The following is a 25,010-nucleotide window of genomic DNA, read 5'->3' as shown; positions in this document are numbered from 1 at the left end:
GTATTTATACCTTTCAGCAATATTCGTTACAACACTTACTGATAAGAAAACGTAAAAAAATTTCGATTTGAAACAGGATGCTAACATAACCGATGCTTTTGCTATGAAAACCTTGGTTAAATCCGGATGTAAAGGGGAGTTTTGTAGCAATTCGGTGCTAATTTATTCAATCGAACAATTCATGAATCTGATGGCTACTGAGGAGCGATTTTAGGCGGTTTAAAACGTGAATCCAGCGAGGTAAGCAGAGCCTGTTGTGGAGGAAAAAGTAGGGAAGGGTAAGAAACGCCCCAACGGTGAGGGGCGCTTGCATATTCAATTTACATCGAACGTTGAGGTCTATTTCTTTAGCTCAATTTCTGACTCTACCGCATTGGTTTCGATGTCAGGATTTGAAGACAACTTATCTGTCGCCCAATCGTTCATGTGTTTTAGGATTGCTTTAAGCGCATGCTTTTGCGTTGGGGTGTCACCAGCTTGAACATCTAGTTTTTCTTTTGGGTGTGACCCTGTCGCATCTTCGGCAACGTGTAGCCAATCTGGATGCCAGTAGTAAGGCTGTCCTGATGGCACACTCCACGTATGTACGCCATTGGTCTCGCCTTTATATTTGATGTCATTCTCGTTGTATTTCGTCATTATAATCGTCTCTCATAGTCTATGAGTTGAGGTGTGCATCACCATTAGCCTCTAAATGTAACAGATGGCATGAAAATTAATGTGATAGCAATCTATTTATCCTGTCGATAGATTGCTCACGATGATGCACAGTTCTCATTCAGACATGTTTTGTTCCAAAAGGCACTCAACCTTGCATAACAGAAGGTTCGCTTCTGGCTATTTACCATTAATGTGCTTAACAATCGCCTCTTTTGCGTGCTCTTCTGTTGGTGTTTCGCCTTCTGGAACGACTAGATCCGCTGTTTTGTGCACACCTAGCGCGTCTTCTGCAATATGTAACCAGTCAGGGTGCCAGTAGTAAGGCGTTGTGCTGGCTGGGTGATCCCAACTGTGTACGCCTTTATGAGCACCTCGGTATGAGAGGTCATCCATAGTAAATACTTTCATCATTTTCTCCCGAAATAAAAGTCATACCTTTGAAAGTATGGAACATAAATTCTCACTTCGTATCGCGAATTGATATCACTAAGATTGATTAATTACGTTTCGAGATTGATAGTCGCGTTATCAGAATACGGGCGCGAAGTATGCTAAGGTTCGCTCGGTCGTGATAAATGAGGGAAACATGAACCGATACCGCCAACTGGCTGAACTGTTCAAAACGCAGATTCAGCAAAACACATGGAGAGCAGGAGAAAAGCTGCCGTCAGTGCGTGTCACCAGCCGAAATCATTCCGTCAGCGCCGGAACGGTGTTACAAGCTTATCAGTTGCTCGAAGCGCAAGGCTGGGTCGCGGCAAAACCTCAGTCTGGCTACTTTGTTACCGCAGAGCTGGATCGTTTGGAACCGAGCCCTCCTGCGACCTCTGTTTATCGCTCTAACATCAATGATGAGCTTTACGACTACCTCAAAAATCAAGCGTCACCGGATGCGATGAAGTTCGGATCTGCCTTTCCAGATCCTGCGTTGTTTCCATTGGATGCGTTGAATCGCAATCTGGCCAGTTCTGGTAGGAAGATGGGGCCAGAGACGTTATTGGATAACTTACCGCCAGGCTCTGAATCACTGCGTCGTTTGATTGCTCAACGTTACATTCAACAAGGCATGGTGTTAACCCATGATGACATTGTCATTACTTCAGGGGCGTTAGAAGCGTTAAATTTGAGCCTTCAGGCCGTGACACAACCGGGAGATACTATCGTGGTTGAATCGCCAACATTTTACGGAGCGCTTCAAGCGATAGAACGTTTGGGCTTAAAGGCGATAGAAATCTCAGTAGACCCGCGCATCGGGCACTCTTTGCAACAAATTGAAGCGGCTTTTACTGGCCATGATGTTCGCGCGTGTTGGTTGATGACGAATTTCCACAACCCAACCGGAACGTCATTAAACGATGAGCAGAAGCAGCGCATCGTCGAGCTTGCTGATAAACACGATGTGTATTTGATTGAAGACGATGTGTATTCAGAGCTCTTCTTTTCTAACAAGAAACCAAGTTCGCTTAAAACTTTTGATACCCAAGATCGCGTGTTGCATTGCGGATCATTTTCAAAAAGTCTTTGCCCGGGTTATCGGCTGGGGTGGGTGGTCAACAAGCGCTTTAATGAGCATCTGCAAAAACTGCAACTTATCTCGACTTTGTCAGGTAGTGCGCCTGTCCAACAAGGTATCGCGCATTATTTGCAAAACGACAGCTATGATAATCACCTTAGAAAACTTCGAAAGAATCTTGAGCAGCGACAATCCACGTTCATTGAACTGATCGATAAGTACTTTCCTAAATCGATTCATTACACACAGCCAGAGGGCGGCTATTTTTTATGGGTTGAACTGCCGGAATCAAAATGCGGAAAATCGATTTATCGGAAGTTATTGGAAGACAACATCACCGTTGCATTCGGTAAGTTGTTTTCTGTCGGTACAGATTATGAGAACTACCTAAGGCTTAATACTTCGTTACCCTGCAACGATGAACTAGAAGAAGCCGTGAAGAAGATCGGAGAATTACTTCACTAGCCAACTGTTTACCTATTTTTTGCTCAAACTGTATCAGTGAACGAATCCGAAGCTGTGTTTCAATTACTAGCAGACAACCATTTTAGGTTAGGAGCAATAATGAAAAAGCAGTTGGTAAAGCATGAACTTAGGCTAATGGGTATTGCTATCTTTAGCGCATTTTTGTTGGTGTTTGCGCACCTGATATTGGCGAAGTCTTTTTCTCATATGGTTTGGACGGAATACACCGCCGCTGTGATTCCATTCGTCATGTTTGGTTTGTGTGTTGTTGGAGTGAAATACGCCGCTCGAGCAGATAAGGATGAAGACGAAAGCAACAGCTAAATTGTACACGCAGATTGCGAGAAAATTATTCGTACAAAATAAAAGACCTCCACTTGGGAGGTCTTTCTAATTCTGAGTCACCAAAAAGTGATTAGAAGTTCGCAGAGCGAGGTGTACGTGGGAATGGGATCACGTCACGAACGTTGCCCATGCCTGTTACGTAAGAGACTAGACGCTCAAAGCCTAGACCAAAGCCAGCGTGTGGCACTGTGCCGTAGCGACGTAGGTCACGGTACCAGCTCATGTGTTCAGGGTCGATGCCCATTTCACGCATACGTGCATCTAGAACGTCTAGACGCTCTTCACGCTGAGAACCACCGATGATTTCACCGATGCCAGGTGCGAGAACGTCCATCGCAGCTACAGTCTTGCCATCGTCGTTCATACGCATGTAGAACGCTTTGATGTCTTTCGGGTAGTTCTTCACGATTACTGGCGCTTTAAAGTGCTCTTCAGCTAGGAAACGCTCGTGCTCAGAAGACATATCGATACCCCATTCAACTGGGAATTCGAACTCGCGACCAGAGTCCAGAAGGATTTGGATCGCGTCAGTGTAGTCAACTTGTGCAAAGTCAGAAGAAACGAATTGCTCTAGACGAGTGATCGCTTGCTTGTCGATACGCTGAGCGAAGAACTCAAGGTCATCGCGACGCTCTTCAAGTACTGCTTTGAACACGTACTTAAGCATGTCTTCAGCCAGTTTCGCTACATCGTCTAGTTCTGCGAACGCAACTTCAGGCTCAACCATCCAGAATTCTGCTAGGTGGCGGCTTGTGTTTGAGTTTTCAGCACGGAAAGTAGGACCGAAAGTGTAAACCTTGCTTAGTGCACAAGCGTAAGCTTCCGCGTTTAGCTGACCAGATACGGTTAGGAACGTTTCTTTACCGAAGAAGTCTTCGTTGTAGTCCACTTTGCCTGCGTCTGTGCGAGGTAGGTTTTCCATGTCTAGCGTAGAAACGCGGAACATTTCACCAGCACCTTCTGCATCAGAAGCCGTGATTAGTGGCGCAGATACCCAAAAGTAGCCTTGCTCGTGGTAGAAACGGTGAATTGCTTGAGATAGACAGTTACGTACACGTGCTACCGCACCGATTACGTTAGTGCGCGGACGTAGGTGCGCAACTTCACGTAGGTACTCGATAGAGTGACGAGTTTTTGCCATTGGGTAAGTTTCAGCATCTTCAACCCAACCTACAACTTTAACGTCAGTTGCAGCCAGTTCGAAGTCCTGACCTTGCGCAGGAGACTCAACAATCTTACCAGTTACTTCAACAGAGCAGCCAGTCGTTAGCTTAAGCACTTCATTGTCGTAATTATTAAGATTATTAGGGACCACGGCCTGAATCGGGTCGAAACAAGAGCCGTCATATATGGCAAGGAAAGAGATTCCAGCTTTGGAATCACGACGTGAACGGATCCAGCCGCGAACAGTTACTTCACTGTCTACTGCTAGCTTACCGCTTAGTACGTCTGATACAGGCGCGTAAGTCATGTTTTAAATATTCTCCATTGAGGTAAAAATTCAACTCAACGCTTATCAAAGTGCTTGTCTCAAAACATTTTTGTTTAAAAAACAAGCGAAGCATTGAGTTGGATAGAATTTTACAGATTCAATGGGACATATTACCCGTCAATTCGTCAGCTTCAACCTTTATATTCAATTTGGACGCGAGAAATTTCCTATTTATTCGCCCTTTGTTGCTCAGAAAGGGTGAATTGGTTAAGTAATTGCTCTAAACGGTCAGAAAGTTCTTCCAAATCGACACTGATATCCCGTGTATGAGAGGCAGATTGAGACGTGTCGTTCGCGTGCAAAGTAATCACGTCGATTTTCGATTGAATGTGCTTGCTGACATCCGAGGTGGTTTGAGTTTGCAGTTGGATGTTTTCTGCGTGTTTCAGCACTTGATGCATCTCGTCTACAACATTGTGCATGGTTTCAGACAGCGCTTCGACATCCAGTGAACGTTGATGAGCAAATTGACAAACATGATCGACCGACGACAGGGACTCTTCGCTGCCTTGCTGAAATTGGGAAATGATGCTTTCAATGTTGCTGGTGGCTTCGGCGGTACGTGAAGCCAGATTTCTCACTTCATCGGCAACGACCGCAAAGCCACGACCTTGCTCTCCGGCGCGCGCTGCTTCGATTGCTGCGTTTAGAGCGAGTAGGTTAGTTTGTTCGGCGATGCCTTTAATTACACCTAGAATTGAGGAAACTTCTTCGGTTCTCTGATTTAGAGAAGTAATCTTCTCACGCACTTGTTCAATGTCGCTGACTAAGCTCTTGATGTCTTCGCTGACATTGTGCGCTTGGCTGGCGCTGTTTGTAGCTACGTCAACGGTGTGGTTTACCAACGTCGTTGCGTTGATTGTTGCTTCTTCAACCACGACTTGCTGTTGCAACATATCAATAATGTTGTTTTGCACTTCATTGGTTTCTAATTGCTGATTGTTTGCTGCCTCATCAGTGGATTGAGCAACGTCGGTGAGACGACCTGCAGACCCTGCTAACGAGTGTGAGGTGTCTTGCACGCGCTCAAGACTTTCCGAAACGGTATCCATAAAGGAATTAATAGACTGGGAAAGTTGGCCAACTTCGTCAGTTTGTTTATGGACAAGTCTTTGGGAGAGATCTTTGCTGGCACTAACGTTTGACATAAAGTGCGAGGTTTTTTGAATTGGTCGCACGATGATCTTACGAATCAAGCCCATGGTGATGAGAAAACCAACCAACGCAATGGCAGACATGATGCCCATCGCGTACATCGCTTGTTTATTGATCATCGAACTCACGTGGTTCATGTTGTATTCCAAGCGAATAGCACCCAATACTTCACCCTCTGGCGCGACATGGCAAGAAACACAATTGGTGCCGCGATAGTTTTGGCTCGATTTCATTGGCAGCGCCACAACAATGCCTTTGCCCCAGTCCGCAGTAATTGGTTCTATCACAAGCTCGCCCGCTAGTGCACGCTGATCAATCTCATCAATAGGTTGCTGATTGGCTTGCCCTGCACCGTACAGTTTTGTAACGGCATCGGCACGTAGCACTCGAACTTGCTCAATACCTTCTTGAGCTAGTGCTTTTTGTCGCAGCGTTTCCTTTTGAGACATGGTGCCAGTGAGCATCATCATGTTCAGACTATCGAAGTAGTTGCTGGCTTTGTCGTGCAGTTGTTCACTAAGAACATCATTTATCAGCGTTTTTTGTTGATAGTGTTGGTATGCCGTCGACGCGGCGAGAACACAGCTAAAAACGACAATTAACGCGAGCAGGAGCTTAAAGGTAATAGTTGAGCGCATATTTTTATAAGTGTAATTGGAACGAACTGCACAATATTAGTCTTCTCGCATAGGTTGCGCGATGAGCGAAATGAATGATTGTGACCCTACACATGTTGGGGATATGTAATTGTGATGTGAGTACTGTGTAATCAAATGTTTGGCGCATGACAAAAATGCGACGCTTTGGTGTGCGTGATGGCAAAGAGGTCAGGAATAAGCGGCAGTTTTTGCTACGCTTGTATGGGGTAACGCTTGTCTCTTGGCAGCGAATTCCTTAGTATTGCCTGTCTTTTTTAAAGCCTGAGAATCAAGATGAAAACAGAATTGTACAAAGAGTTTATGTTCGAAGCGGCACACCATTTGCCACACGTACCAGAAGGTCACAAGTGTGGTCGTTTGCACGGACACTCTTTCCTTGTTCGTCTTTATGTAGAAGGTGAAGTTGATCCACATACAGGTTGGGTTGTGGATTTTGCAGAGATAAAAGCTGCATTTAAACCAATTTACAATCGCTTAGACCACTACTACCTAAACGACATCGAAGGTCTAGAAAACCCGACCAGCGAAGTGTTAGCAAAATGGATTTGGCAACAGCTAAAACCAAACCTACCGCTACTAAGCAAAGTAGAGATCAAAGAAACTTGTACAGCAGGTTGTATCTACAAGGGTGAATAACCTTCGTAGTAATCCCATGTTCAATAACAAAGGCAAGCCTATCGCTTGCCTTTGTTTTATCTAGCGTTTGGTTATTGAGCGTTTAACCAAGCGGGTGACGCATCAACCATTCTTTTTCTTGCTCGCCATAAATGGCTTTTTCTGTGTTGGTAAAGCCACAAGCCAAGAAAAAGTCGAGTGCGCCTTGATGGCTATTTGGCACCGTCACGCAAAGCGAGGTGCTCTCTGGGTCGATGGTATATGCGTACACAAACAGTTTTTTCAGCGCCTCTGCACCAATACCTTGGCGTTGAAAGCGGCGATCAATCATCAAATAATTAAGGCCCAACTCATGCCGCATTGCAAAAGGAGCATGCTGAGCAAACCCTTTGTCGATGATCAGATAGCCAACGGTTAGGTAGTCCGAATAAATAGTAAAAAATACTTCTGACTTGTTTCGCTTTTGGTAAGCCTGTTCAAACGGCTTGGCAAATCCTATTTGCTCTTCCTGCACGTCCAATTGCATCAAACTCGAAAAATCTTTCAGTTTGGTTGGTTTAATAGCAATCATGGTTTCAATCACGAGTGGGTGGTGGATGATCTCACCACCTAACAAAAATGTACGAACGTCTTTAACTTTCATCCAGTTATAGACGCTAGTGATACCCAAATCACTTCGCACACTTTGCGCGAATGCATTATGAAGTCATTTGGGTATCAGCTAGTTTAAGTAACTCGCGGCATTAAGAAAAGCTAGAAATGCAGAGGATAGAAGTAACCTTGATGAATGTAGGCTCCTAACGTTGTGAGTAAGTGAGCACTATCTGCGGTTTCGACGCCTTCGACGATGACTGTGCAGCGGTAAGTGTTTCCCATCGCAATCAACTGACGCAGCGTTTCCACTTTCTTATCATCCGACTTTAAACCAATCACAAACTCCCGATCTATTTTCAAATAATCTGGATTGATTTTGCTGATAAGTGACACGTTGTTGTTGCCAGTACCAAAGTCATCAATGCTGATTTTGCAGCTCAGTAATTTTAGTTTCGCGACGTTGTCGTAGATCTCGGAGGTGTAGTACATGGACGCGTTCTCCGTGATTTCGATGGTCAGTAATCGGCAGTCTCTGCTCGCGAGTTCTTGATAAAGAGTCGAGAAGTTTCTGCCTCGCAGAAGAGAAGGGCACACATTGATGCTGATGGGCACCAACAAAGTCGGCTGTTTGGCGTAAATTGCTCGGATCACCAAGATCGTGTGGATCAAAAGCAGTCCATTGCTGATGAGTGTTTCGATGAACCTTTGGGTGTTCTTCACTTTGAATCGAGAAAGGGCTTCGTAGTGAATATTTTGTTGCGTTGAGGTGTTGTAGATCGGTTCGAGCTTGATATGAAATTCTCGAATAGCAAACAGATAGGTGATGAACGCTTGTAGCGACCGATGTCTTAGTATCACCAGAAAGAACAGGCTCAACAAAATGATGCTCTTAAAAGGTCCTGAGATGTAATACACCTCTTTATAGCCTGTATCTTTAATTTGATAGTGAAAGTATCGCCCGTTGGTATTGCCAATTTCGAACGATGTACCTGTGTTGGTGTAAAGCTTCATCCCGGAAAGGAAAAAGCGCGAGATGTGGCTCTCCACGTTATTCTGTAAGTTGATGTTTTTCACACGAACTAAAATGGTGGCGTTGTTGATGTCGAAGGATTGAGTCGTGTAATTGCTGTTATCGCTCCACTCGTTGAACGCTTTTTGGCTGACGGGAACCACCGCCTCTGGCGTGACCAAGCAGCGAATATTAAAGCGATCCAACATCATGCTGGATTCAACGAGCTTTACGTTATCAAACAACCCTTTTAGTTGGTCTTCATCAGCATAGCAACTCATCTGAGACAGGCTGTCGGCAATGTCCAATGCGCTATCTAAATAGTTGTGTTTCACAATGCTGTTGATGGCGTAATAGCAGACCGAGAAAAAGATAGCTGTAGTAACCAGCAGCACCCAAGCGATGTCGGTGTATATCCTTTTATTCCGCAAGCAAATACGAAGGGCTTTTCTGACGCTGTTTTTCGTGTGTTGGTTGATTCTCTTCTGTTGATAGATGCCGCTTTGATGAGTATGTAGCATGGTAAAAGGGATGAAATATCCCGTCCTGTGAATGTTTTCTATGATGTTTCTCGTGGGAGAAACGTGATCTTCCGTGAGCTTGCGAAACTTCTTTCTCAATGCTGCCACCGCGTTTTTAAATCCATTTTCTGGCAAAGCCATCTTGTAGTGTTGAGTGATTTTTCTCTCAATAACGCGCTGACTGATCGGCGCATTTAAACTGCCGTAAGTAGCAATAGTTGAAAGAATGGCATACTCATTTGAACTAACAGGGATGGCGTGGTGGAGTGTGTTGTTGATCTCTAAAGAAATGTCGTTTTCGGACAAGCAAACGCAGATTTGGTTTCCAAGTTCAAACCTAATCATGTGTTGATAAGCTCCAATTTAAATTTTGGCTACGTTATCAATAATGAGAAGTGAAGGGTGTGATTTTGTACGGGGATATCCTAAACATTTGGATATAGTAACAGTTTTAGTTTTTTTTATGAGCTACAGCGAGAGTAGGCTCTGACTGGTTTTTAGCCGGAACAGACAAAAATATCGGCAGGAATAAGGCAATGACGGGTGATGCTTCAAATGCATTTGAATGCACATGCCTCATCGTATTTTAGATAAAAAAAGCCCGAGTATTCACTCGGGCTTATCGATATCTTTTTTATAACGAGACGGTTAGCAAATCACTTTGATTGCTAGACCGCCTTGAGAAGTTTCGCGGTATTTCGCGTTCATGTCCTTACCAGTCTCTAGCATTGTTTCGATAACTTTATCTAGAGATACAGTAGGAGCAGAAGAACGACGTAGTGCCATACGAGTTGAGTTGATCGCTTTTACAGCTGCGATACCGTTACGCTCGATACATGGAACTTGAACCTGACCTGCAACTGGGTCACAAGTTAGACCTAGGTTGTGCTCCATCGCGATTTCTGCTGCCATACATACTTGCTCTGGGCTACCACCCATAAGCTCTGCAAGACCAGCCGCCGCCATAGAACATGCCACACCAACTTCACCCTGGCAGCCAACCTCTGCACCAGAGATTGACGCGTTGCGCTTGTAAAGACCACCGATTGCGCCAGAAGCGGCAAAGTAACGGATGTAATCTTTTTCAGTCACAGTTTGGATGAACTTGTCGTAGTAAGCCAATACTGCTGGGATGATGCCACAAGCGCCGTTAGTCGGTGCGGTAACAACACGGCCACCGGCTGCGTTCTCTTCGTTTACTGCGAAAGCGAACATGTTTACCCAGTCAACAACAGACATTGGGTCGTTCGTTGTTTTCTCAGAAGTAAGCAGTTGCTGACGAAGTGCTGCAGCACGACGAGGTACACGTAGTGGGCCAGGCAGAATGCCTTCTTCGTTCATACCGCGATCCATACATTCGCGCATCGTGCGCCAGATGTTCGCGAAGTAAGTACGAGTTTCTTCGTCTGAGTGAAGTGCTTGTTCGTTCTTCATCACCAGCGCGCTGATAGAAAGACCGCTTTCTTTACACTGGTTAACCAGCTCTTCAGCTGTTGTGAACTCGTAAGGAACCTTGATTGGGTTCTCAGCTTCTTTACCGAAGTTCTCTTCATCAACGATGAAGCCACCACCGATAGAGTAGTAAGTTTTTGAGTACGCTTTTTCGTCATCAATCCAAGCGTGGATTTGCATGCCGTTTTCGTGTAGCTCAAGGTTCGTTTTGTGGAAGTTCATTCCACCTTCACGTGGGAACGATACTGTATGACAGTGCATGCCAACAGGAAGGCGCTCAGTTTCTTCTACGCGAGCGATGAAGCCCGGAATAGAATCGATATCAACTTTCTCAGGGGAGTTGCCCGCAAGACCCATGATGATAGCAATATCTGTGTGGTGACCTTTCCCTGTCAGTGATAGTGATCCATAAACGTCAACGGTGATTTTAGTGATGTCGCGCAGTTTTCCCATTGCACGAAGATCATCAATAAACTCTTTACCCGCTTTCATTGGGCCTACAGTGTGTGAGCTTGAAGGACCAACACCGATTTTATAGATATCAAAAACACTAATCATATCGATTACCTCAGAAGAAAGCCTCCCAAGGGGAGTTGGGAGGCTTAATTTTATCGTTATATTTTTGGATTAATCATTCTGTTAAAAAACAGGGATGATTAAAGAGCGCCGTAGATTACAGAAGTAATTGCTGCAAGACCACAGATTGCTGTGAAAATTTGCACAGGTGCTGAAGTTTTGTACTTCGCCATTGCTGGAACTTTTTGCATCGCGAATACAGGCATCAAGAATAGGATTGCCGCAATCATTGGCGCGCCCATTGTTTCGATCATGCCTAGGATGCTTGGGTTAACGATAGCCACAATCCAAGTAGTGATAACGATGAACAGTAGAGAACCTTTTTCGATCTTGCTTACTGGAGATTGTGAGCGAGATTTGATTAGACCTACTAGACCTTCGTGTGCACCTAGGAAGTGACCGAAGTAGCTAGAAGTGATCGCCGCGAATGCAACCAATGGACCCATGTAAGAGATCAGTGGAGATTCGTGGATGTTCGCTAGGTAAGAAAGTACAGAGATGTTTTGTTCTTTCGCAGATGCTAGTTGCTCTGGAGATAGAGAAAGCACTACAGAGAATACGAAGAACATAACAAAGCCCATTAGCATCATCGCTGCACCGCCAGTGATCATGTCTGTTTTCTTGTAAGCTTCGTCGCCGTATTGCATGCGTTGCTCTTTAGAGAACTGAGAAATGATTGGGCTGTGGTTGAATGAGAATACGATGATAGGAATTGCTAACCAAACGATAGTTGGCATTGCAGCCCAGTCTGGAGCCACTTCGATCATGGACGTGTTCCACTCAGGGATTAGGTAGAAAGACAACGCCAATAGGATGAACACTAGAGGGTAAACCATTGCTGAAGTTGCTTTCAGCATCAGTTCTTTACCGAATACTACGCCTGCTGTCATTGCTGCGATAAGCGCACCAGAAAGTAGCCAGCGAGGAATCGATTCCATGCCCATTTGGTTAACTAGGAAAGAGTCAACCGTGTTTGTGATACCAACACCGTAGATAAGTACGATTGGGTAAATAGCGAAGAAGTATGCGAACGTAATAAGGTTTGCGCCAGTTTTACCGAAGTGTTCTTCTACTGTGTCAGTGATGTCTGCTTCTGGGTTCTTAGCTGAAAGAACGAAGCGAGCTAGAGATTTGTGTGCGAACCAAGTCATTGGTGCCGCGATTAGAGCTAGGATTACTAATGGCCAAAAACCACCCGCACCAGCTTTAATAGGAAGGAAAAGTACACCTGCACCTACTGCCGTGCCGAACAGAGACAGACACCAGGTGAAGTCTTTGTAAGTAAACTTACTAGACGATTGTGCGGTAGAAACCGCAGAAGTAGTTGTATTCATTTTTGAGTTACTCATTTTGGGAACAGGAAATAAGTCGCGGGCAATTTTGCAAGATTTTACACTAGGAAAATTAGATCTAAATCATGTATTGCTTGTGCTTATTGAATGATATGTCAAAAACCTGCTTTTTATCACGAAAATGATGTGCTACTCGTGATTATTGCTAATGAGTAAAATTAGAAAAACTTATCAATAGGGCGATTTGTATAAATTTATTTCACCGCAAGCGTTTGCGGTGAAAATGGCAAATTAATCTAATGTGAATGAATGTTTATGAAGTAACGTTTTATTAATATTGATGCACATAATGATCGCATTGGTCGTATGATCATTATCGAATGAAAGAGGAGAGATTTAGCCGGAAATGATGTGCTTTTGCATCGACTCAATGATCTGCGCCGTCATGCCCCAGATGAAATGTTGACGATATGGGATAGCAAATACACGATGACTGCTTCTTTTTAACTCAAACTTACTGCTGTAGAGCTTATTTGGGTTCAAAATATGGTTGGCTGGTACCTCAAAAACCGACTCGACCTCATTTGGGTCAATATGCGTTTTGTAATCTGGAGAAATAAAGGCCAAAAATGGTGTCACATTAAATTGACTAATCGTTGGCAGTTTTGGCAACTGACCGAACACATGAATGTGTTTATCTTCTATACCGACCTCTTCATTAGTCTCACGAAGCGCCGTATTCACCAGATGGATATCTTCGGGTTCAAACTTACCGCCAGGAAAGCTGATTTGCCCTGGATGATGCCGAAGATGTTCGGCTCGCTTGGTCAAAATCACTTGTAGGCCTTCAGGTCTATCCACAAAACCAATCAGAACCGCGGCGTCTCGAAGCGGTTTACCTTTCATAAAATTCAGGCGGGCAAGAGACTCCTTGTGATACCCCGTCGGAAGATGAAATTGAAAGTTCTGCAGCAATTTTGTTTTGTCGATAACCAAACCGAACCCCTAATTTTCGTGTCTACTCATTATTATACACCCAAGATAATAACCCTAAATTCCGGAAGCGAGCGTGCTTGAGTGAGAAAATGAGTGGTGAGTGCACTCCGACTCATTGTTAATAAAACAGTAAGCTCAAATGTTAAAGGAAAATCGCTTCACATCTAGGCAACCTTTTGCTTTGTGCTTTGTGTCTCACTCTGCCGAAGCATATTGATTTGAAACTTATAGGGTTATACACCATTCTTATTTTTAAGGCGTTGCAATGAGGTTGGTGTTTGCCAATGAAAGGGATAATCTTTACCGAGTTCATGGAGTTAGTGGAAAGCAAATTTGGACTTGAAGTGCTTGACCAAGTGCTCGAACTTTCCGATGACGAAGGGGTATATACCTCTGTCGGCAGCTATGATCACCGAGACTTAGTCAAACTGATCGTCAATCTCAGCAAAGTTTCTGATATTCCCCCAGAGCAGTTACAAGAAGTGTTTGGTGAAAGCGTATTTTTGAACCTTCTACGCTCCATTCCCAGTCATGCAAGCTTGCAGCAGTGCGATAATACCTTTCAATTTGTTCGACATGTAGAAAGCTTTATTCATGTAGAAGTTAAAAAACTTTACCCAGACGCCAATCCGCCTAAGTTCGATTTTATCAGCGAAACACAGTCAGAACTGGTGTTCGACTACCATAGTGCAAGGTGTATGGCGCATGTTTGTTTAGGGTTGCTCAAAGGCTGTGCTGCGCACTTTGGACAGGTCATTCATATTACGCATCAAAACCAAATCGAAGACGGAAGCCAAGTTCGATTTTGGCTGGAGGCACAATAAAAAGAGTATGACGGGTAACTCCTCATTAGAAAGGAAACTCAAACGAGAAATCGCCTCAAGAAAGGCGGCAGAACTGCTTTTAGAGCAAAAAAGTTATGAGCTCTACGAATCGACGCAAAAATTGAGTGTCGCGTTAAAGAAGCTAGAACTTCGATCGGAAAGCGATCTGCGCAAGTTTGAGTTTGAAGAAAAAATTGATGCCACGCTTATTCGGTTTGGACGGACATTCCTTTCCAGCACTTTCGACGAGACAATGATTGCCAGTTTTCTTGAGCAACTGACGTCCAATTCTGTTATTACCGCTTCGTATTTATACCTTGATCCTGTCCAACTCACTTCTTTGCGTCGTCATCATTTCGGGCATTTGGATCTAAAAAGTGACAAACCTATCGCTCGAACACCCAATTGGCAGAATGAGGCGCTACATTTACCCATCATCATTGATGAGCGAGTCGTTGGCGAATTGATATTTTCTGTGTCGTTGGAACAAATTGAGCAAGCTTTTATCTCCAAACAAATGGAACTGGTTTCTGATTTGGTTCACGGCGTGATCAGTCGTCACCTCAGCCTTGAACGTGAAGTCGAGCTAAGAAAGCGAGCGGAAGAGTCAGAAAAAGCGACGAAAGAGTTTGTCGCGATGATTAACCACGAGTTAAGAACGCCACTAAATGGCGTACTCGGCAGCGCAGAGCTGTTAAGCAAAACTCAGTTGGGAGAAGATCAACGGCAATATCTCGGTAATTTGATTCGGTCGGGCGATTTACTTCGCGTCATCATCAACGACTTGCTCGATTTCAGCAAGATGAATGCTGGCATGATGGAAATTATCGACAAGGTTTTTGCGTGGGATGATCTCGAAAAAGCCATTACGGGCGTATTTGCTGCGAAAGCGGCAGAGAAGCGCATTCATTTTTCTATCGACAAGAAGTTAGGCATTCCGGAGTTTCTGATTGGCGATTTAGAACGAATCACCCAAATCTTAGTTAATTTGATTGGGAACGCGATCAAATTTACCCATTTGGGCGGCGTGGTCTTGCGAGTCGAGTGGGTAAACGGCACTGCGTTTTTTGAGGTGGAAGATACCGGAATTGGGATACCGTTAGCGGCGCAAAGTTCGTTGTTTGACCCTTTTGTACAAGTTGACCGCTCGGCAAAACGCAGTTTTGAAGGCTCAGGTTTGGGCTTAGCGATTTGTAAGAACCTCGTGGATTTAATGCAAGGTGAGATCAGTTTCGAAAGTGAAGAGCGCAAAGGTACAACCTTTAAAGTCTCCATCCCTTTAAAAGAGGGGCAAGCTCAAGGCGCAGCGTCGGGTGAGTTGGCTGTTGTCGAACGAAGCGACTTAGCTGGGCGCTCGATATTGGTGGTGGATGATATCCGAATGAACCAAGTCATTGTGACGCAGATGCTGAAAAAGCTCGACATTACTCCTGATTTAAAAGCCAATGGTTTGGAAGCGCTAGAAGCGGTTAAAAACAAAGATTACGAATTGATATTTATGGATTGTCGAATGCCGGAAATGGATGGTTACGAAGCAACGGCTCACTTGCGACAAAAAGGCTTCGACCGTCCTATCATCGCCTTAACAGCAGGCACAACGATTGAAGAACGTCAAAAGTGCATTGATTCAGGCATGGACGACATCCTCACTAAGCCGTACACCGCAACCGATATTGAGCAGATCATGTGTAAGTGGCTTGAGCAGTAGACGCTACCTCTTAAAAAACGGCTAACGGCTAAACGCTAAAGTACATACAAACAGCGCTCACAAAAACGCCTCCGTACTGGAGGCGTTTTGACTTGTTTTCATCAGCAGGATTCAAGAGACGTTGTCATCTGTCGAAACCTACGATTGCAGCGCTGGCAAAATCTTTGAAAGCTTATCCAACGTTTCTTGATATTCAGAGGCACAATCGCTATCTGCAACGACGCCGCCGCCAGCCCAAGCGTACAGTTTGTGATTTTCCGCTACGAGAGTGCGGATGGTGATGCTGGTATCCATACGACCATGGCGAGAAATGTAGCCAATACTGCCGCAATACGCGCTGCGTCGATGCGGCTCCAACTCTTCAATGATCTGCATTGCGCGAACTTTAGGTGCGCCCGTAATTGAACCGCCCGGGAAGCACGCTCGTAGCAAATCTGCAGGAGAATATTGCTCGTCCAAATTCGCACGAATGGTGCTCACCAAATGATGCACGGCAGGGAAGCTTTCAATATCAAACAGCTTTGGCACGTGAACGCTACCCGGTGATGCAACTCGACCAATGTCATTACGCAGCAAATCGACAATCATCAGGTTTTCTGCCTGATCTTTTTCCGCTGTCTGCAAGTCATGGGCATTAGCGTTATCTTGCTTTGGATCTTCGCTGCGTGGGCGAGTACCTTTGATTGGTTTCGTTTCAATGACGCGATCTTTGAGTTCTAAAAAGCGCTCTGGAGAGATACTCAAAATCGAAGACTCAGGCATGCGGATAAACGCTGAGAATGGCGCTTGGTTGGCGGACTCCAATTTCAGATACGCTTGCCACTCGCTGCCTTGATACGGTGCGTTAAAGCGTTGCGCCAAATTGATCTGATAGCAGTCACCGCTCAACAAGTATTCTTGCACCTTGTCAAAGCGAGTAGCGTAGCTCTCTTTCGTCATGTTTGACTGCCAATCGCCAGACAGAGCGAAGTCTACACTTTGCTCCGCTTCTTGTTTGTCTAACCATTGCCAAGCTTGCTCGATATTCTGACCGACTAAGTATGCTTTTTTAAGCTTGTGGTCAACAACGACGGCCCATTCATACAGACCTACCGCCATATCAGGCGCGTTAAGATCCTTTTCGGCCTGTTCTGGCATTGTTTCTACGCGTCGACCTAAATCGTAACTGAAGTAACCGAGCGCTCCGCCGACAAAAGGCAAATCCAATTCTTTATCTAACTCAACGTGAGGAAGCCACTGTTCTTGCAACTGATGAAGCAGCGTGAATGGGTCATCTTGAGTTGAATAGGCATTCGATGGCGTTTCAACTTGTGTGCTGTCGGCAATGGTTTCTAACGTTGCAATTGGGTTGGCAACCAATACATCGAAGCGACTATCGATATGCGTTTTTGATGCAGAACGCAGCAACATCGCCCAAGGCTGGTGTTGAATGCGAGAAAAGAGGTGAAGAGCAAACTCTGGCGCGTATTCCAGCGCTTTAAAATCAATGAATTGATTGTCCATGTTGTTCATTTGTGTAATTTGTGACAAAGAGATCGTTCACTGCATGGCATGTCATGGGCAGCAAGAGTATCATATTCCTCTGTATAGCCAAACTCCCTCTATTCATAGGGTTTTGAGATGGTTTACAAGTAGGCGACTTCAGCGTTTCGTGTGTCGATATCAGCCGTTCGACAATTGTTTATAAAAAAACGAAGCTCAAAAGAGCAATAAGCTCAACAAACACGATTGAAGCCAAGCCAATAATGGAAGCATAACTATAACGAGGCATGTAATGACGGTAATACGCAAGCAGGATGTAATCAGCAGTGTCGCTGATGCGCTACAGTATATTTCTTACTACCACCCGCTAGACTTTGTTCAAGCTCTTGAAAAAGCCTATCACCGCGAAGAGAGTCAAGCCGCGAAAGACGCGATTGCTCAGATCCTAATTAACTCCCGAATGTCAGCAGAAGGTCACCGACCAATTTGTCAGGATACTGGCATCGTGACGTGTTTCGTCAACATCGGTATGGGCGTGCAATGGGACTCAACCGACATGACGGTTCAGCAGATGGTAGATGAAGGTGTTCGACAAGCGTATACGAACCCAGACAACCCGTTGCGTGCGTCAGTACTTATGGATCCTGCCGGTAAACGTATTAATACCAAAGACAACACGCCTGCTGTCGTACACATCAACATGGTACCGGGCGATAAAGTTGAAATTCAGATCGCAGCGAAGGGCGGCGGTAGTGAAAACAAAACTAAGATGGTGATGCTAAACCCATCTGACGATATTGCTGAGTGGGTAGAGAAAACGCTACCAACAATGGGCGCGGGCTGGTGTCCACCAGGCATGCTTGGCATTGGTATTGGCGGTACGGCTGAAAAAGCAGCGGTATTGGCAAAAGAATCTCTAATGGAACACATCGATATTCAAGAACTTATCGACCGTGGCCCACAAAACGCAGAAGAAGAGCTTCGTCTTGATATCTTCAACCGCGTGAACAAACTTGGTATCGGCGCGCAAGGCCTTGGCGGTTTGACGACTGTTGTCGACGTTAAGATCAAAACTGCGCCAACGCACGCGGCTTCTAAGCCTGTTTGTTTGATCCCGAACTGTGCGGCGACTCGTCACGTACACTTCACGCTTGATGGCAGCGGCCCAGCAGAGCTAACGCCACCTAAACTAGAAGATTGGCCAGACATTACTTGGGAAGCGGGCGAAAATACGCGTCGCGTAAACTTAGACACGATCACTAAAGAAGAAGTACAAGAGTGGAAGACAGGCGAAACTGTTCTTCTATCAGGTAAAATTCTGACTGGTCGTGATGCGGCGCATAAACGTATTCAAGGCATGTTAGATAACGGTGAAGGTCTACCTGAAGGCGTAGATCTAAACGGTAAGTTCATTTACTACGTAGGTCCTGTCGATGCAGTTGGTGATGAGGTCGTTGGTCCTGCTGGCCCAACAACATCAACTCGTATGGATAAATTCACCGATATGATGTTAGAAAAAACCGGCATCATGGGCATGATCGGTAAAGCTGAGCGTGGCCCTGCAACGGTTGAATCTATCAAGAATCACAAAGCGGTTTACCTAATGGCTGTTGGTGGCGCTGCGTACTTGGTGGCGAAAGCGATCAAGAAAGCTCGCGTTGTTGCATTTGAAGATTTAGGTATGGAAGCGATTTACGAATTTGAAGTTGAAGATATGCCAGTAACAGTGGCTGTAGACTCAAATGGCGTTAACGCGCACCAAATCGGTCCTGACACTTGGAAAGTAAAAATTCAAGAGATGGAAGCGTAAGGTAAACGGTAATCTTACATTGTCTCAGTAGAGAGAATGTGACAAGGTGCTGATTTACCTAGCAAACATTTGACAAAAGTGCAGCGAAAACTGCACTTTTTGTCTATATAATGTAGATATAAACCTTAGGGCATAGCAATCAAACGTTATGCGAACAATAATTAGGAGACGGCATGCCTCGTTTTATTCAGATTCTACAAATTATTCTTGCTGTAGTGGTTGGTGGCTTTGTTGGCTACGACTTGATTCTTCACGGTATCAGTATTTTTGATGAGAAATACGTCACCATCACTTGTGTGCTTTGGTTTGTTCTTGAAATCGCACTCTTTGTTATCTACAAGCTGATTGAAGAAGATTAGAACATCAAGCCTCTAGTTAGAATATATAAGCCTCTGAAGTGATTCAGAGGCTTTTCCGTTTATAGGCAGCAATATTTTACACTTATCGAGGTCAGCACTAGATTGCAGATTTTGTTCATCTTTGATTAAGGTTGGTAAACTTAGACTCGTGATACTCAAGTTACTTCTATTGAAGCGTTGGGTATAAAAACTGGTGAGATAAATAAAAACTATGAAAAGAATAAAGCAAGAAGTGAACGACTTTATCAGCCGTGGTATGGATTCTAATGTAAGAATTGCGGTAACTGGGTTATCCCGAGCGGGTAAAACGGCCTTTATCACGTCTTTGGTTAATCAGTTGCTTCACACCGCCACTCACGACAATCTACCTTTATTGACCGCCGCGAGAGACAAACGCCTTATTGGTGCAAAGCGTGAACCTCAAACCAATATGATGGTGCCTCGCTTTGCTTACGACGAGGCGATGAGCCAGATTCATGCGAACCCACCACAATGGCCTGTGCCAACGCGTGATGTGAGCGAAATTCGCCTAGCTTTAAAATACAAACCAAAGAAAACGACCAAGAAGCTGCTCAGTAAAACGGCGGTTCTCAATGTTGACATCATCGACTATCCGGGTGAATGGCTATTGGACTTGCCTTTGCTCGATATGAATTTTTCGAGTTGGTCTCAAACGCAGTTTGACGCGCTGAAAGGCAAACGCAAAGAGTTAGCTCAAGCATGGCTAGCTGAACTCGAACAGATTGAGCTCAATGCGGATGCAGATGAAAAACAGCTAGAGAAAGTGGCTCACGCTTACACGGATTATCTCCATGCTTGTAAAGATGCTGGGCTGCACTGGGTTCAGCCAGGACGATTTGTGTTACCAGGGGAGCTTGCTGGTGCACCGGTGTTACAGTTCTTTCCTTGTCGATTTGAATCGGAAAGCAAAGCGCCTAAAGGCAGTAACTTAGCCATGTTAGAAGCGCGTTTTCATGAATATCAGCAAAAAGTCGTGAAAGCGTTTTATAAGCACCATTTTGCAACATTTGACCGCCAAATTGTGCTGGTGGATTGTTTACAGCCACTTAATGCTGGCGACGAGGCGTTTTATGATATGCGTCAGGCTCTTGAGCAGATCATGCACAGCTTTCGTTATGGTCGCAGTAGCTTTTTGCGTCGTTTGTTCTCGCCAAAAATAGACAAAGTGCTATTTGCCGCCACCAAGGCCGATCACGTGACACCAGATCAGCATCCGCATCTTGTTTCTCTACTGCAACAAATGGTGCACCCAGCATGGCAAACCGCTGCTTATGAGAACATTGAAATGAGTTGTATGAGCATTGCCTCCATCCAAGCGACCACTTCAGGTTTTATTACCTCAGGCGACAAAACCATTTCGGCGTTACAAGGTACGACCTTAAACGGTGAGCCAATGACGATGTTCCCAGGAGAGGTGCCGAAGAAGCTACCCAATGCCGCCTATTGGCAAAACAGTGGTTTTGACTTTACTTCCTTCCGTCCTATGCCGTCAGCAAGTGATGAACCGATGAAACACATACGTCTAGATAAAGCACTGGATTATCTGCTAGGAGACAAATTGAAATGAGCGAATTGAAGCAGAAACAAATTTTCTCTGACAAAGCACTAGAGAAAGAGCAGCAATCGGATTCACCAGAGTTAACGGCGCAAAAGACATTCAGTGAAAAAGAAACTTTTGTACCAGTGAAGATAGAAGAAGATCGAATTGAAACCGAACAAGAACTGCAACTTGAACATGTGATTCGCCCTAGGCCGAGCAGAAAATGGCTCGCAACCGGCGTGTTTGCTACTTTTGCCGGATTGGTCGGGTGGCAGGCTGTAGACTCATTTGTCACTGCGGTGCAAACAGCTGACTGGCTAGCATTAGGTTGGGCGGGTTTCATTACTGCAGTGGCTTCATTGGGCCTCGGTGCTATCGGTAAAGAACTCTGGAAGCTACGTAAATTAAGAAATCATTTCAGCATTCAAGAAGAAGCCGAACTGCTCGTTCACAGTGACAGTGTGGGTAAAGGCAAGGTGTTTTGCGAAAAGGTGGCGGAACAGAGTGGTGTTTTAGCAGAGAACCCAGGCTTTGATCGCTGGCAGAACAGCATTAACCCAGCACACAGTGATGCGGAAATCCTCGATATGTACGATTCTATGGTCGTTAGTCAACAAGACAAGCTCGCTACAAAAGTGGTTTCTCAGCACGCGACTGAGTCTGCTGCGCTAGTTGCGGTAAGTCCACTCGCCGCCGCTGATATGTTGCTGGTGGCGTGGCGAAACTTCAAAATGATCGATAACTTATCCAAAGTGTATGGCGTTGAATTAGGTTATGCTTCGCGCATCAAGCTATTGAGAGCGGTATTCGTGAATATGGCAGCGGCAGGTGCAAGTGAGTTAGCCATTGACGCCGGTATGGATTTGATGTCGATGGATCTTGCTGGCAAAGTTTCTGCTCGTGCAGGGCAGGGGCTTGGCGTGGGGATTCTTACTGCGCGTTTAGGATTGAAAGCGATGGCCTTACTGCGTCCGCTTCCTTGGTATCCTGATCGCCAAGTCAAACTCGGGACTATCCGCAAAGCCGTGGTGGCGAAAGTTGCATCAATCACGATGAAACCATAACGAATATCACCTTTGACCGATAGGATTGCTTGACGCCAATACAAGCTTGATAGAAACTACTGTCAACTTTTCCTGACAGTTGTGAATTGGGATATTTTCAGTGCGTCTTGAAGTCTTATGTGAAGATAGACTCGGTCTTACCCGAGAACTGCTCGATATTTTAGCGTCTAAAAGTATCGACTTACGTGGTATTGAAATCGATATCAGTGGCATCATCTATTTAAATTGCCCAGATATTGATTTTGATACTTTTAGTGAGTTGATGGCTGAAATCCGCCGTATTCGGGGGGTTAAAGACGTACGTAAAATCCAATTTATGCCAATGGAGCGCCACAACACTGAGCTGCTTTCGTTGGTTGATAATTTGCCGGACCCGGTTTTTGCAATCGACCTCAAAGGTGCTGTCGATATGGCGAACATGTCTGCTTTGTCGCTACTCGGCCTGCATAAACAAGAAGTCATCGGCACTCAGATTGGTGCGTTATTACCAAGCGTCCGTTTCTCTCGTTGGTCTGAAGGCGTGAACGCTCGTACTCGTGAAAACCTAGTTATTGATGGGTTGGATTACATCTTAGAGCTCATGCCTGTCTATATCAGAGACGAAGCGCAAAATTCTACGCTTGCAAGCACTTTGATGACGATTCGAACAAGCCAGCACGGCACGCAAATCGAAGAAAGACTGCCGTTGCATAATCCATTGGGTTTTGAGCACTTTGTAGGAATATCAAACCGCCATAAAGCATTGATTAATCAGGCTAAGAAGCTTTCTGTTCTGGATCAACCGCTACTAATCGAAGGTGAAACAGGTACTGGCAAAGAAATGCTCGCAAAAGCCTGTCATAGTCGTTCTAGCCGTGCGAGTAAACCATTCCTTGTGTTGAGCTGTGCATCCATGCCAGATGACGTTGCAGAAACCGAGCTGTTTGGTCATGCGCCGGGTTCATTCAATCACGAACAAGGCCACAAAGGTATTTTTGAACAGGCAAATGGTGGTACGGTATTTCTTGATGAAATTGGTGAGATGAGTGCTCATCTGCAAATCAAACTTCTTCGTTTTCTACAAGATGGTAACTTCCGTCGTGTTGGTGCAGAAGATGAAATGCATGTAGATGTTCGCATTATTGCTTCGACAAAACATAACCTTGCTGAGCTTTCTGAAGCGGGTATGTTCCGTGAAGATTTGTATTATCGCCTCAATGTACTGACGTTAAGCATTCCTCCACTGCGTAAGCGCTCGAATGATGTGGCACCTTTGCTGGATTTGTTCGTGACAAAACACGCGCAGCAGCTGGGTATCGATAAGCCGGGGCTGGATGACGGTTTGGTTGATGCTCTGGCCGGCTACCAATGGCCGGGTAACATGCGTCAGCTAGATAATATGGTGTTGCGAGCGCTAACAGAAATGGATGGTCATTTACTGAAAGCCGAACATTTTAATTTGCCACAGCCGCAGTCAGTTGGCGGGGGCAGTGCAACGCTCAATATTGATGGTTCTTTGGACGAGATAATGCGTGATTATGAATCCCAGGTGTTGGAGCGTTTGTACCAGTCGTTCCCGTCAAGCCGTAAGTTAGCGAAGCGTTTGAATGTGTCGCACACGTCTATTGCGAATAAGTTACGTGACTATGGGATTCGTAAGAATTAACGCGAGTAATCAAGAAAAGGGAAGTTGTCGTTTGTAATGGAAGATCATAGTTCATCAATCGCCGTTCACAAGTTGGACGGCGACTTGCTTCTACGAACCGCTGAAATCGGTGATGCCGATATGATCGCGGCGTATTTTCAATCTAATCGCGATTATTTGAAGCCATTTGAACCAAAGCGAGAAGAGGCGTTTTTCTCTGTTAATGGTTGGCTCCAAAAACTGATTAAGTTGAACGAGCTTCATCGCATGGGGCTTGGCTACTATTGCTTGCTAATTCATGTTGATACAGGGCGCATGCTAGGAACGATTTCATTCAGCAGTATGAGTCGTTTTCCATTTTATAGCTGTAACGTTGGCTATTCCTTGGCGGAAGAGGCACAAGGTCACGGCTATATGCGTCGTGGGTTAAAAATGGCATGCGACTACATGTTTAACGTGCAAAAAATGCATCGTATCCAAGCCGGCTATATGCCTCATAACAAACGCAGTGAAGCTGTGCTAGAGTTTGTCGGGTTTAGCAAAGAAGGTTACGCAAAAGATTACCTTTTGATCAATGGTGAATGGCAAGATCATGTGCTGACATCATTAACTAACCCTCATTGGCAGCAAGAAGGGCGCTAATATGGATCGATTAGAAAAGCAGTTAGCATTACTCATTGAGCTTGATAAGCTCAAAAGCGTATTGCGTCGTACTCGGGTGAAAAGCGCCGAAGGTCGTCTTGAAAACAGTGGTGAGCACAGTTGGCATGTCACATTGATGGCAGTCTTAATGGTCGAGCACGCAAATGCGCCAGTCGATATCTGTCGAGTGATGAAAATGCTATTGATACATGACGTTGTTGAGATCGACGCAGGCGACACGTTTGTTTATGATACTGCAGCTTCAAAAGAGCAAGCAGAAAAAGAAATAAAAGCCGCTGAACGCTTATTTGGTATGTTACCAACAGATCAAGGGCAAGAATTATTAGCGCTTTGGCTAGAGTTTGAAGCCGCGCAGAGTGATGATGCAAAATATGCAAAAGCGCTTGATCGTTTAATTCCCATGCTCTTGAACTACCATACCAATGGTCAAAGTTGGAAAGAGAATAGTGTAACGCGTGAACAGGCGCTTACCATTAATAAACGAATTGAATTTGGCTCTGTTACCTTGTGGGACAAAGCGAAAGAGTTGATTGAAGAAGCCACAGAGAAAGGTTGGCTGAAATCGTAATAA

Annotated in this window: 22 protein-coding genes; 12 read left to right on the top strand and 10 right to left on the bottom strand. The window is 45.0% G+C overall.

Going from position 1 to position 25,010, the window contains the following annotated elements:
- Positions 1-339 precede the first annotated feature (339 nt).
- Both DYB02_RS11370 and DYB02_RS11365 read right to left on the bottom strand, forming a co-directional pair.
- Positions 340-639 carry a hypothetical protein gene (locus DYB02_RS11370; RefSeq protein ID WP_005458048.1) on the bottom strand — a complete coding sequence of 100 codons (300 nt, stop codon included), beginning with the start codon at positions 637-639 and terminating at the stop codon, positions 340-342.
- Between the two features lie 198 nt (positions 640-837).
- Entirely contained in the window at positions 838-1,068 is a 231-nt protein-coding gene (locus tag DYB02_RS11365; protein WP_029806685.1) for a hypothetical protein, read from the bottom strand.
- Positions 1,069-1,246: 178 nt separating this feature from the next.
- Here DYB02_RS11365 and DYB02_RS11355 point away from each other — a divergent pair, with 178 nt between their 5' ends.
- Positions 1,247-2,638, top strand: a complete 1,392-nt coding sequence (locus DYB02_RS11355) for an aminotransferase-like domain-containing protein (protein ID WP_041955572.1) — start codon at positions 1,247-1,249, stop codon at positions 2,636-2,638.
- A gap of 99 nt (positions 2,639-2,737) precedes the next feature.
- Entirely contained in the window at positions 2,738-2,962 is a 225-nt protein-coding gene (locus tag DYB02_RS11350; RefSeq protein ID WP_025612712.1) for a hypothetical protein, read from the top strand.
- A 91-nt stretch (positions 2,963-3,053) separates the two neighbouring features.
- On the opposite strand, the gene asnS is transcribed toward DYB02_RS11350, so the two are convergent.
- Positions 3,054-4,454: an asparagine--tRNA ligase gene (asnS, locus tag DYB02_RS11345; protein ID WP_005458036.1), complete on the bottom strand. Its 1,401-nt coding sequence runs from the start codon at positions 4,452-4,454 to the stop codon at positions 3,054-3,056.
- A 188-nt stretch (positions 4,455-4,642) separates the two neighbouring features.
- Entirely contained in the window at positions 4,643-6,268 is a 1,626-nt protein-coding gene (locus DYB02_RS11340) for a methyl-accepting chemotaxis protein (protein ID WP_029805398.1), read from the bottom strand.
- Positions 6,269-6,562: 294 nt separating this feature from the next.
- Here DYB02_RS11340 and queD point away from each other — a divergent pair, with 294 nt between their 5' ends.
- Positions 6,563-6,925: a 6-carboxytetrahydropterin synthase QueD gene (gene queD / locus DYB02_RS11335; RefSeq protein ID WP_005494779.1), complete on the top strand. Its 363-nt coding sequence runs from the start codon at positions 6,563-6,565 to the stop codon at positions 6,923-6,925.
- A gap of 82 nt (positions 6,926-7,007) precedes the next feature.
- Here the strand turns inward: queD and DYB02_RS11330 are convergent, their stop codons facing one another.
- The 5 genes from DYB02_RS11330 to DYB02_RS11310 form a co-directional block, all read right to left on the bottom strand.
- Positions 7,008-7,475, bottom strand: a complete 468-nt coding sequence (locus DYB02_RS11330; RefSeq protein WP_021447722.1) for a GNAT family N-acetyltransferase — start codon at positions 7,473-7,475, stop codon at positions 7,008-7,010.
- Positions 7,476-7,657: 182 nt separating this feature from the next.
- Entirely contained in the window at positions 7,658-9,373 is a 1,716-nt protein-coding gene (tpdA, locus tag DYB02_RS11325; protein ID WP_017448448.1) for a cyclic di-GMP phosphodiesterase TpdA, read from the bottom strand.
- Positions 9,374-9,676: 303 nt separating this feature from the next.
- Complete coding sequence (locus DYB02_RS11320) at positions 9,677-11,038, bottom strand: L-serine ammonia-lyase (protein WP_021823429.1); 1,362 nt, start codon at positions 11,036-11,038, stop codon at positions 9,677-9,679.
- A gap of 98 nt (positions 11,039-11,136) precedes the next feature.
- Positions 11,137-12,390: a serine transporter gene (locus tag DYB02_RS11315; protein WP_005458812.1), complete on the bottom strand. Its 1,254-nt coding sequence runs from the start codon at positions 12,388-12,390 to the stop codon at positions 11,137-11,139.
- A 354-nt stretch (positions 12,391-12,744) separates the two neighbouring features.
- Positions 12,745-13,344 carry a CoA pyrophosphatase gene (locus tag DYB02_RS11310; RefSeq protein WP_005458814.1) on the bottom strand — a complete coding sequence of 200 codons (600 nt, stop codon included), beginning with the start codon at positions 13,342-13,344 and terminating at the stop codon, positions 12,745-12,747.
- Positions 13,345-13,628: 284 nt separating this feature from the next.
- Between DYB02_RS11310 and DYB02_RS11305 the strand changes: the two genes are divergently transcribed.
- Together DYB02_RS11305 and DYB02_RS11300 are read left to right on the top strand one after the other, a co-directional pair.
- A complete protein-coding gene (locus DYB02_RS11305; protein WP_025518838.1) occupies positions 13,629-14,168 on the top strand; it encodes a heme NO-binding domain-containing protein in 540 nt (179 codons plus the stop codon).
- 7 nt (positions 14,169-14,175) lie between these two features.
- Positions 14,176-15,876 carry an ATP-binding protein gene (locus DYB02_RS11300; RefSeq protein ID WP_029806263.1) on the top strand — a complete coding sequence of 567 codons (1,701 nt, stop codon included), beginning with the start codon at positions 14,176-14,178 and terminating at the stop codon, positions 15,874-15,876.
- Positions 15,877-16,014: 138 nt separating this feature from the next.
- Here DYB02_RS11300 and pabB read toward each other — a convergent pair whose 3' ends face one another.
- The gene (gene pabB, locus DYB02_RS11295; protein ID WP_029805500.1) at positions 16,015-17,379 is read right to left on the bottom strand and encodes an aminodeoxychorismate synthase component I; all 1,365 of its coding nucleotides are present in this window, start codon (positions 17,377-17,379) and stop codon (positions 16,015-16,017) included.
- Positions 17,380-17,650: 271 nt separating this feature from the next.
- Here pabB and DYB02_RS11285 point away from each other — a divergent pair, with 271 nt between their 5' ends.
- From DYB02_RS11285 to DYB02_RS11255, 7 genes are all read left to right on the top strand, one after another.
- Complete coding sequence (locus tag DYB02_RS11285) at positions 17,651-19,168, top strand: fumarate hydratase (protein WP_005376905.1); 1,518 nt, start codon at positions 17,651-17,653, stop codon at positions 19,166-19,168.
- A gap of 173 nt (positions 19,169-19,341) precedes the next feature.
- Complete coding sequence (locus DYB02_RS11280) at positions 19,342-19,527, top strand: hypothetical protein (RefSeq protein WP_005458825.1); 186 nt, start codon at positions 19,342-19,344, stop codon at positions 19,525-19,527.
- Between the two features lie 211 nt (positions 19,528-19,738).
- Positions 19,739-21,115: a YcjX family GTP-binding protein gene (locus DYB02_RS11275; RefSeq protein WP_021453018.1), complete on the top strand. Its 1,377-nt coding sequence runs from the start codon at positions 19,739-19,741 to the stop codon at positions 21,113-21,115.
- Positions 21,112-22,152 (top strand): YcjF family protein, encoded by a 1,041-nt coding sequence (locus DYB02_RS11270; protein WP_029805498.1) that lies wholly within the window; start codon positions 21,112-21,114, stop codon positions 22,150-22,152. The genes DYB02_RS11275 and DYB02_RS11270 overlap by 4 nt, the downstream gene beginning before the upstream one ends.
- Before the next feature lie 100 nt (positions 22,153-22,252).
- A complete protein-coding gene (tyrR, locus tag DYB02_RS11265) occupies positions 22,253-23,797 on the top strand; it encodes a transcriptional regulator TyrR (protein ID WP_029805497.1) in 1,545 nt (514 codons plus the stop codon).
- 36 nt (positions 23,798-23,833) lie between these two features.
- Complete coding sequence (rimJ, locus tag DYB02_RS11260) at positions 23,834-24,418, top strand: ribosomal protein S5-alanine N-acetyltransferase (protein WP_005458831.1); 585 nt, start codon at positions 23,834-23,836, stop codon at positions 24,416-24,418.
- Position 24,419: 1 nt separating this feature from the next.
- The gene (locus DYB02_RS11255) at positions 24,420-25,007 is read left to right on the top strand and encodes an HD domain-containing protein (RefSeq protein WP_029805496.1); all 588 of its coding nucleotides are present in this window, start codon (positions 24,420-24,422) and stop codon (positions 25,005-25,007) included.
- Positions 25,008-25,010: the final 3 nt, after the last annotated feature.

Origin of the sequence: Vibrio parahaemolyticus (assembly GCF_900460535.1) — a bacterium.
Classification (GTDB): domain Bacteria; phylum Pseudomonadota; class Gammaproteobacteria; order Enterobacterales; family Vibrionaceae; genus Vibrio; species Vibrio parahaemolyticus.
The sequence above is the reverse complement of the archived record's forward strand: the minus strand, read 5'-3'. Positions and strand labels throughout refer to the sequence as shown.

What these genes read in the sequence shown, in the direction of transcription:
- queD (WP_005494779.1), top strand. Translation starts at nt 6,563, where the DNA reads ATGAAAACAGAATTGTACAAAGAGTTTATGTTCGAAGCGGCACACCAT.
- DYB02_RS11315 (WP_005458812.1), bottom strand. Translation starts at nt 12,390, where the DNA reads ATGAATACAACTACTTCTGCGGTTTCTACCGCACAATCGTCTAGTAAG.
- DYB02_RS11305 (WP_025518838.1), top strand. Translation starts at nt 13,629, where the DNA reads ATGAAAGGGATAATCTTTACCGAGTTCATGGAGTTAGTGGAAAGCAAA.
- asnS (WP_005458036.1), bottom strand. Translation starts at nt 4,454, where the DNA reads ATGACTTACGCGCCTGTATCAGACGTACTAAGCGGTAAGCTAGCAGTA.
- DYB02_RS11330 (WP_021447722.1), bottom strand. Translation starts at nt 7,475, where the DNA reads ATGATTGCTATTAAACCAACCAAACTGAAAGATTTTTCGAGTTTGATG.
- rimJ (WP_005458831.1), top strand. Translation starts at nt 23,834, where the DNA reads ATGGAAGATCATAGTTCATCAATCGCCGTTCACAAGTTGGACGGCGAC.
- DYB02_RS11370 (WP_005458048.1), bottom strand. Translation starts at nt 639, where the DNA reads ATGACGAAATACAACGAGAATGACATCAAATATAAAGGCGAGACCAAT.
- tpdA (WP_017448448.1), bottom strand. Translation starts at nt 9,373, where the DNA reads ATGATTAGGTTTGAACTTGGAAACCAAATCTGCGTTTGCTTGTCCGAA.
- DYB02_RS11340 (WP_029805398.1), bottom strand. Translation starts at nt 6,268, where the DNA reads ATGCGCTCAACTATTACCTTTAAGCTCCTGCTCGCGTTAATTGTCGTT.
- DYB02_RS11270 (WP_029805498.1), top strand. Translation starts at nt 21,112, where the DNA reads ATGAGCGAATTGAAGCAGAAACAAATTTTCTCTGACAAAGCACTAGAG.
- pabB (WP_029805500.1), bottom strand. Translation starts at nt 17,379, where the DNA reads ATGGACAATCAATTCATTGATTTTAAAGCGCTGGAATACGCGCCAGAG.
- DYB02_RS11320 (WP_021823429.1), bottom strand. Translation starts at nt 11,038, where the DNA reads ATGATTAGTGTTTTTGATATCTATAAAATCGGTGTTGGTCCTTCAAGC.
- DYB02_RS11255 (WP_029805496.1), top strand. Translation starts at nt 24,420, where the DNA reads ATGGATCGATTAGAAAAGCAGTTAGCATTACTCATTGAGCTTGATAAG.
- DYB02_RS11280 (WP_005458825.1), top strand. Translation starts at nt 19,342, where the DNA reads ATGCCTCGTTTTATTCAGATTCTACAAATTATTCTTGCTGTAGTGGTT.
- DYB02_RS11350 (WP_025612712.1), top strand. Translation starts at nt 2,738, where the DNA reads ATGAAAAAGCAGTTGGTAAAGCATGAACTTAGGCTAATGGGTATTGCT.
- DYB02_RS11275 (WP_021453018.1), top strand. Translation starts at nt 19,739, where the DNA reads ATGAAAAGAATAAAGCAAGAAGTGAACGACTTTATCAGCCGTGGTATG.
- DYB02_RS11300 (WP_029806263.1), top strand. Translation starts at nt 14,176, where the DNA reads ATGACGGGTAACTCCTCATTAGAAAGGAAACTCAAACGAGAAATCGCC.
- DYB02_RS11285 (WP_005376905.1), top strand. Translation starts at nt 17,651, where the DNA reads ATGACGGTAATACGCAAGCAGGATGTAATCAGCAGTGTCGCTGATGCG.
- DYB02_RS11355 (WP_041955572.1), top strand. Translation starts at nt 1,247, where the DNA reads ATGAACCGATACCGCCAACTGGCTGAACTGTTCAAAACGCAGATTCAG.
- DYB02_RS11365 (WP_029806685.1), bottom strand. Translation starts at nt 1,068, where the DNA reads ATGAAAGTATTTACTATGGATGACCTCTCATACCGAGGTGCTCATAAA.